Origin of the sequence: Wolbachia endosymbiont of Drosophila leontia (assembly GCF_028981785.1) — a bacterium.
GTDB classification, from domain to species: Bacteria; Pseudomonadota; Alphaproteobacteria; order Rickettsiales; family Anaplasmataceae; genus Wolbachia; species Wolbachia pipientis.
In genome coordinates this window covers 1-6,076 of sequence record NZ_JAPQLK010000142.1, presented here as the reverse complement: position 1 = coordinate 6,076, position 6,076 = coordinate 1, and the positions used below count along the sequence as shown (strand labels likewise).

The window sequence follows — 6,076 nt, the reverse complement described above, 5'->3', positions numbered from 1 at the left end:
TAATTATAGTTAGCCTTTCATAAGTAGCGATGCAACAAAGCCATCCCAGTGTCTGGGCACTGGGATGACAGGGGAAGGAGGCTACTTTCATGACACCATCATAAAGTGAACCAGTGTCAGCTACTCGGATGACAAGAAGAGGGCACTGTGACGCACAATTATCAGTTAATGCGGCATTATAAAAAACGCCAAACTTTTTTCTGTTTTTATGCAAGAAGTCTAGTCCATATATTCCTCCCACTTTTCCGTGACTTTTCTTACTATTTCCTCACTCATTTTAATTTTCTTTCCCCACTCTCGTTTGGTTTCAGGAGGAATTTTGTTTGTCGCATCAAATCCCATTTTACCTCCAAGTCCACTTTCAGGGGAAGCAAAGTCTAAATAATCAATAGGTACACTTTCTATCATGATTGTATCACGCACAGGGTCCATCCTCGTTGACATTGCCCACATTACTTCCTTCCAATCACGTACATTTATATCATTATCAACAACGATAATAAACTTCGTGTATAAAAACTGCTTTAGAAAAGAAAGTATGCCCATAACAATTCTTTTTGCCTGCCCTGGATAGGATTTTTTTATCGACACTATCGCTATTCTATATGAGCAACCTTCCGGTGGCAGATAAAAGTCCACTATCTCTGGAAATTGATTGATAAGAATGGGCACAAAAATTTCATTGAGTGCTTCACCAAGAATCGATGGTTCATCAGGTGGCTTGCCAGTGAAAGTGCTAAGATATATCGGGTTTTTACGCATAGTAATTGCAGTAATATTAAATTCTGGAAATTGCTCAACAGAATTATAGTAGCCAGTGTGATCTCCATATGGTCCCTCATCTTGATATCTATCCAAACTCACATAGCCTTCCAGAACGATTTCCGCGTGAGCTGGCACTTGAAGTGGAATAGTCTTACAATTTACAAGTTCAAGCGGCTTCTTTCGCAGCAGTCCAGCAAATTGGTATTCTGACAATGTTTCTGGCACTGGAGTTACCGCAGCAATAATTGTTGCAGGATCACTACCGATCACAGCAGCAGCAGGAAATTTCATATTTTGTTCCTTCTCTTTCCATCGTTTATGGTGACCTGCTCCTCCACGATGCGCAAGCCAACGCATTAGAGTTGTTTTTTTATCTATGACCTGCATACGATATATTCCAAGATTGAAATTATCTTGTTTGTCTTTCGTAGGTCCTTTTGTCACCACAATCGGCCAGGTGATAAGTGGTGCAGGTTCATTTGGCCAGCATGTTTGAATGGGCAGTAGACTTAGGTCCACTTCATCTCCGGTTAGCACTACCTCTTGACATGGAGCCTTGCTCACGACTTTACTTCGCATCGATAACACGACTTTCAACAAAGGAAACATTTTTATAGCATCCTTAAAGTTTTTTGGCGGCTCAGGTGATTGCAAAAATGCTAAAAGTTTACCAAGATCTCTTAGTTCATCAGGATTTATGTTCAACCCCAATGCAATCCTCTTAATAGTACCAAATAAATTCACCAAAACAGGAATCGAATTTTTACCATTTTCTGTGACAACATTTTCAAAAATGATCGCTGGCCCTTTGTTTGACAAAACCCTACGGTGAATTTCTGTCATTTCAAGAACTGTTGAAACTTTCTCCTTAATTCTAATCAGATTCTTTTTTTCTTCTAAGGCTTTGATGAAGTCGCGTAAGTTGTTGTACATATTCCAGTTTTTAAAATTTTAAGTTTACATTTAGTTTTCAAGCACTTTATTGAAATTTGACCTATGCACTACTTTCCTGCCTAGCGAGCTTTCAGTTAATTTGAGATCAAATCCTCATATTGCTTACTAAGTTTGTATTTCCTTCCTCTATTGGAAAAATCTACAATCTTGATAAACCCCATTTCCACCCACTTTTTACAAAGTTGCGCACTGGTACGAGGCTTAAAATTAAATAGTTCGCCAACCTGACTAGCTGTAATAGCGGAAAACTTCTGGAAGAGCTCAAGAGCTTTGCGTTGTTTAGGATCAAGCTTACGTATAAGATCAGTCTGATCAGCGTGGTATTCTTCTTTATTTATACGTTGTAAAACGTTCTCAAATGAATTTGCCATACCTTCTACGAAATACTCCACCCACTTAGTAATATCTGCTTCAGCTCGTCCCATGTAATAGTTGTGCGATGGACCTATACTGATTGCTTCATAATACGCTCCTAGATTCGACCATTACCGTCATAGTAAGGGTGAATTGTTACAAATTGATAATGCGCAATACCTGCAATAATTGGGCAAGGCACTTGCTCACTGTTACGAATCCAATCAATCATACTGCTCATGAGCTTTGGTACATCCTTTGCTTCAGGTGGCATATAAATTATTGCACGTGTAAGACTATCGCGGATAACATTTTGACCATCACGATAAGGTGTTGATTTTATTTTAGATTTTCCACTTGCTATTACTAGAGCATGTAGTGTTTGAACAGCTTTCTCAGTAATGGGTATTCTCCTTGCTGCCCATTGTTCAACTTGAGTTAAAGCTGCATAATATCCTTTAACCTCATTTTCATCTCTCCTATATTTTGGAAAGTGGCTTTTACCACTTAAAACCTCTTCAATCTGTTTAGGTTCAAGTCGATTTCCTTCAATCATAGTAGAATAGTGTGTGGTATAAAGCCGTGCAATTTCACGAAGAGACAAAAGCATTGATACAGTGAGCGGCAAATGTAACACTTTTTCTTTTGCTGCTTCAATCCTTATAAGACAACTAGCAATTTTAGAAGTAATCGTATAATTCGGCATCGGCATAATATCTGCATTACATTACTTCTATATTATGCTGATAAAATGCAGATAATACAACATTTACACGACGCCGACCATAAACAGCAATAAATTCGGCTGATTGAGAAAGAAGTTTGTCTTGTAGAATAGCTATTTCTTTTTCTCTGCCAATTATTGGTTCACTCATATGTTTATTCCGCGGAGTTTGTTGAAATTATACACAGCGGAATAAAATTATCAACTTTGTTTTACCGCCGTATTTACAGCGTGGCGGTAAAAGATAGAGCATCTCATAATTGGCTATTCTGGAGGTAGTTTTGTCACTTGCATCACCAAGTCTTCTGATGAACTTTGTGGTAATGTGCTTGAGTTTTATTGTGTAAAGTTTGCATTTGAGGCAAAACTGGTTATAAAATACACTTGATACAAATGTTTTTATATATTAACATTAGATGCTTCTTTTAATATACAGATAAATGTGTACTAAAAGTTTTATGTTGTAGGTTTTTAAATAAATTGTATGTCTAGAATATCGTTTTTATTAATTTTAATAATAGCAATAGCAAGCTTGCCGATAATAAACAATTGGCTTTCAAATCGCAGCCAAATGCTAAGCGATGATTATATAGGTGAGAAATTAGATAGCTATATAAGCAGAAATTTTGATAAGATCGTAAAAACTCTCAAAGAGCAGTCGATTAAAAGTAGTTACGCTGCTCGAGATAATGTAACCAAAAGTAAAATTTCACAATACAAGGATCAAATATTTGACCTTACTTATCCTTACTCCGGAAATGAAAGTAGTAGTGTTATAGCTGTAGGCTTCCTTGACTATTCTTGTGGACATTGCAAAGCTATAAAGAATGATATAAAGCAGTTAATTAACGACGGCAAAATTAAGTATATCTTTAGGGATGCTCCAATACTTGGTAACGCTTCTTTAAAGGCAGCAAAAAGTGCTCTAGCTGTCTATTTTCTCGATAAAGAAAAATATTTCGATTTTCACCATGCTGCTTTAAGTCACAAAGGAGAATTTTCAGACGAAAGCATATTGGATATAGTGAAAAACATAGGGATTGATGAGGACGATTTTAATGATTCCATAAAAGATAACGCGGACAAAATTGAGCAAATGATAAACAACAGTAGGCTTCTAGTAAGAGATTTGGGAGTAGGTGGTACACCTTTTTTAATAATTGGAGATAGCCTGTTTGTAGGAGCAACTGATTTGAATGTATTACGCAAAAAAGTAGATGAATTAAGTCACAAGCAAGGCTAGTTACAGTTTGCCATAAAATTTTATTTTTTTGCTTGACAACTCAAATGAACCTGAGTATAGTAACTGTGGGTGTGACAGCAGTTTAACTCAGTAGTCTCATCCACTTTCCATAGCGTCATTTACTATGTGAAACGCTTTCAAATTACAACATTTTCTTCAACCAAACTATTTTACTTTCACGGGAGGGTATATGTCATTCACAGAAATTAGATTTCCAGAAAATATATCTTATGGTTCCGCTGGAGGACCGGAATTTTCCACTGACGTTGTAACAACTCATAACGGTTGTGAACAGCGCAACATCAATTGGTCTCATGCACGCACTAGATACAACATAGCTTACGGGGTCAGATCAAACGAGCAGCTACTAGAACTAATAACATTTTTTCATGCACGAAAAGGTAAAGCAATAGGGTTTCGTTTTAAGGATTGGTGGGATTTTATAGCCATCAACCAAGAGATTGGTATAGGAGATAACAAAAAAACGACTTTTTAGCTAATCAAAACTTATGTAAGTGGGGAAGATAAGCATATACGTATGATCAAAAAGCCAGTACATGGGACAGTAAAGATTTATTTAAATGGTAAAGAAGAGAGTGAATATTCAGTAAATTATTCAACTGGAGAAATAACATTTATGAAGCCACCAGTAAAGGATGTGATAATCACTGCGAGCTTTGAATTTGATGTGCCCGTGCGCTTTGATACAGATTACTTAAACGCTTCGATTGATGACTATGGAAGCAATAGCTGGAATAATATCCCCTTGGTGGAAGTGAAATTTTAGTTATAAGCGAGCATAGATCCACATCATAGTAGGGCTACTAGTCACCATCAATTGAAAAAATTAAGCACCACTGAGGCTCTATATTTAAATGAGCCTTAGTATATGCAATTATTTTAAACTTTATCACCAGCTATATACTACAATGTTGCTGAGCTTTGCTAACATTTACACTTGAAGCTTGGGGAGATTCTAACTCAGTGCTTTTTTCTTCCTACAAAATAGAAAGCTTCAACAACTCCTTTAGAGTTGATTTTGCAAGTGTTGTATCATCTTTGTTTAAGATGTAGTCTAGCATGCCGTTTTTCTGTAAGAGATTAACAAAATATCTATCTTCCTCATTAAGAACCTCTATCTTGTTAATACAAGATAATACTAAATCCGAATTCTTTGTTGCTAAAATTCCATTCAAAAAGATATCTAATTTTGTTTTATCTTCAGTTAAGTCTTCAGCTAACCTATTTCTGATATTCTCATTGTCAAACACAATGTACTCGAGGTACGAGGAAGGCTCAATAAGTATAAAGTCCTCTAAAGGCACTAGTTCTGGATAGGTGCCAGCGTAATCAAGTATGCCACACTCAGTAATACACCCTCCTTTTCTTATAACACAGCAATTGAGACGACCATGATACATTGATAACAAAGAAAAAAGACGTATTATACTTGTACCTCTATCTTTCATTTCCTCGAAAAGCTTCCTATCATTTATTAATTTGTGCAAAATGTAATCCATAGCAGGACCTGGTTTGCGGAAATGAAACATATTATTCTCTTCAAAAATGGCCTCAGCTAATTCGATAGATTCTTTATCCTCATCTACGAAAGCTTTTTCATTTCTATTTAACTGTATGATCTCAGCTTTGCTATCTCTGCGTAGACCAGTTCTCCTTATTAACATCTCAAATATTTTTGTATTCATATATATCCTATATTAGTTAAAGTAAATATTAATAATGTTTACTTTTTAAATAAAAATAAATGAAAATTTTAATAAAAATTATATTTTTTTTAATAGAATAAAAATCTTTTATATTTGCTTGAGCACCAAAAGGGCTTTATTGGTGTAATGCGTTTTCTATTGCGCCTGGCTGCAGCGCGTGATGCAACCGGATGGCTTTGTTGCATCGCTAGCTATGATGGATTAAAGATAAAAAAGATGGAGAATATCAGTAGCTTATTATTCTGGTATTTATAATAAGAACGGTCAGTGAATACCTAAATTTGAGTAAAAGAAATTTCACTACCACTC

General features: G+C 35.8%; 7 protein-coding genes and 1 pseudogene. 2 read left to right on the top strand and 6 right to left on the bottom strand.

Annotation, left to right across the window (positions count from 1 at the left end):
• The 5 genes from OZD63_RS05355 to OZD63_RS05335 all read right to left on the bottom strand — a co-directional run.
• A partial coding sequence (locus OZD63_RS05355; protein WP_275008314.1) for a hypothetical protein occupies positions 1 to 214 on the bottom strand: 214 nt, incomplete at its 3' end.
• Positions 215 to 219: 5 nt separating this feature from the next.
• Entirely contained in the window at positions 220 to 1,698 is a 1,479-nt protein-coding gene (locus tag OZD63_RS05350) for a UbiD family decarboxylase (RefSeq protein WP_182319895.1), read from the bottom strand.
• Between the two features lie 95 nt (positions 1,699 to 1,793).
• The gene (locus OZD63_RS05345) at positions 1,794 to 2,090 is read right to left on the bottom strand and encodes a hypothetical protein (protein WP_274979670.1); all 297 of its coding nucleotides are present in this window, start codon (positions 2,088 to 2,090) and stop codon (positions 1,794 to 1,796) included.
• A 101-nt stretch (positions 2,091 to 2,191) separates the two neighbouring features.
• Positions 2,192 to 2,779 carry a Fic family protein gene (locus OZD63_RS05340; protein ID WP_275008313.1) on the bottom strand — a complete coding sequence of 196 codons (588 nt, stop codon included), beginning with the start codon at positions 2,777 to 2,779 and terminating at the stop codon, positions 2,192 to 2,194.
• 16 nt (positions 2,780 to 2,795) lie between these two features.
• A complete protein-coding gene (locus tag OZD63_RS05335) occupies positions 2,796 to 2,948 on the bottom strand; it encodes a hypothetical protein (protein WP_007548541.1) in 153 nt (50 codons plus the stop codon).
• A 333-nt stretch (positions 2,949 to 3,281) separates the two neighbouring features.
• On the opposite strand from OZD63_RS05335, the gene OZD63_RS05330 reads away from it, so the two are divergent.
• Positions 3,282 to 4,040: a DsbA family protein gene (locus tag OZD63_RS05330; RefSeq protein WP_275008311.1), complete on the top strand. Its 759-nt coding sequence runs from the start codon at positions 3,282 to 3,284 to the stop codon at positions 4,038 to 4,040.
• Positions 4,041 to 4,230: 190 nt separating this feature from the next.
• Positions 4,231 to 4,827 (top strand): annotated as a pseudogene (locus tag OZD63_RS05325) (TIGR02217 family protein).
• A gap of 211 nt (positions 4,828 to 5,038) precedes the next feature.
• On the opposite strand, the gene OZD63_RS05320 reads toward OZD63_RS05325, so the two are convergent.
• The gene (locus tag OZD63_RS05320) at positions 5,039 to 5,746 is read right to left on the bottom strand and encodes a hypothetical protein (RefSeq protein ID WP_274979673.1); all 708 of its coding nucleotides are present in this window, start codon (positions 5,744 to 5,746) and stop codon (positions 5,039 to 5,041) included.
• Between the last annotated feature and the right edge of the window lie 330 nt (positions 5,747 to 6,076).

Coding starts and splice junctions, on each gene's coding strand:
- OZD63_RS05350 (WP_182319895.1), bottom strand. CDS start 1,698: ATGTACAACAACTTACGCGACTTCATCAAAGCCTTAGAAGAAAAAAAG.
- OZD63_RS05345 (WP_274979670.1), bottom strand. CDS start 2,090: ATGGCAAATTCATTTGAGAACGTTTTACAACGTATAAATAAAGAAGAA.
- OZD63_RS05340 (WP_275008313.1), bottom strand. CDS start 2,779: ATGCCGAATTATACGATTACTTCTAAAATTGCTAGTTGTCTTATAAGG.
- OZD63_RS05335 (WP_007548541.1), bottom strand. CDS start 2,948: ATGAGTGAACCAATAATTGGCAGAGAAAAAGAAATAGCTATTCTACAA.
- OZD63_RS05330 (WP_275008311.1), top strand. CDS start 3,282: ATGTCTAGAATATCGTTTTTATTAATTTTAATAATAGCAATAGCAAGC.
- OZD63_RS05320 (WP_274979673.1), bottom strand. CDS start 5,746: ATGAATACAAAAATATTTGAGATGTTAATAAGGAGAACTGGTCTACGC.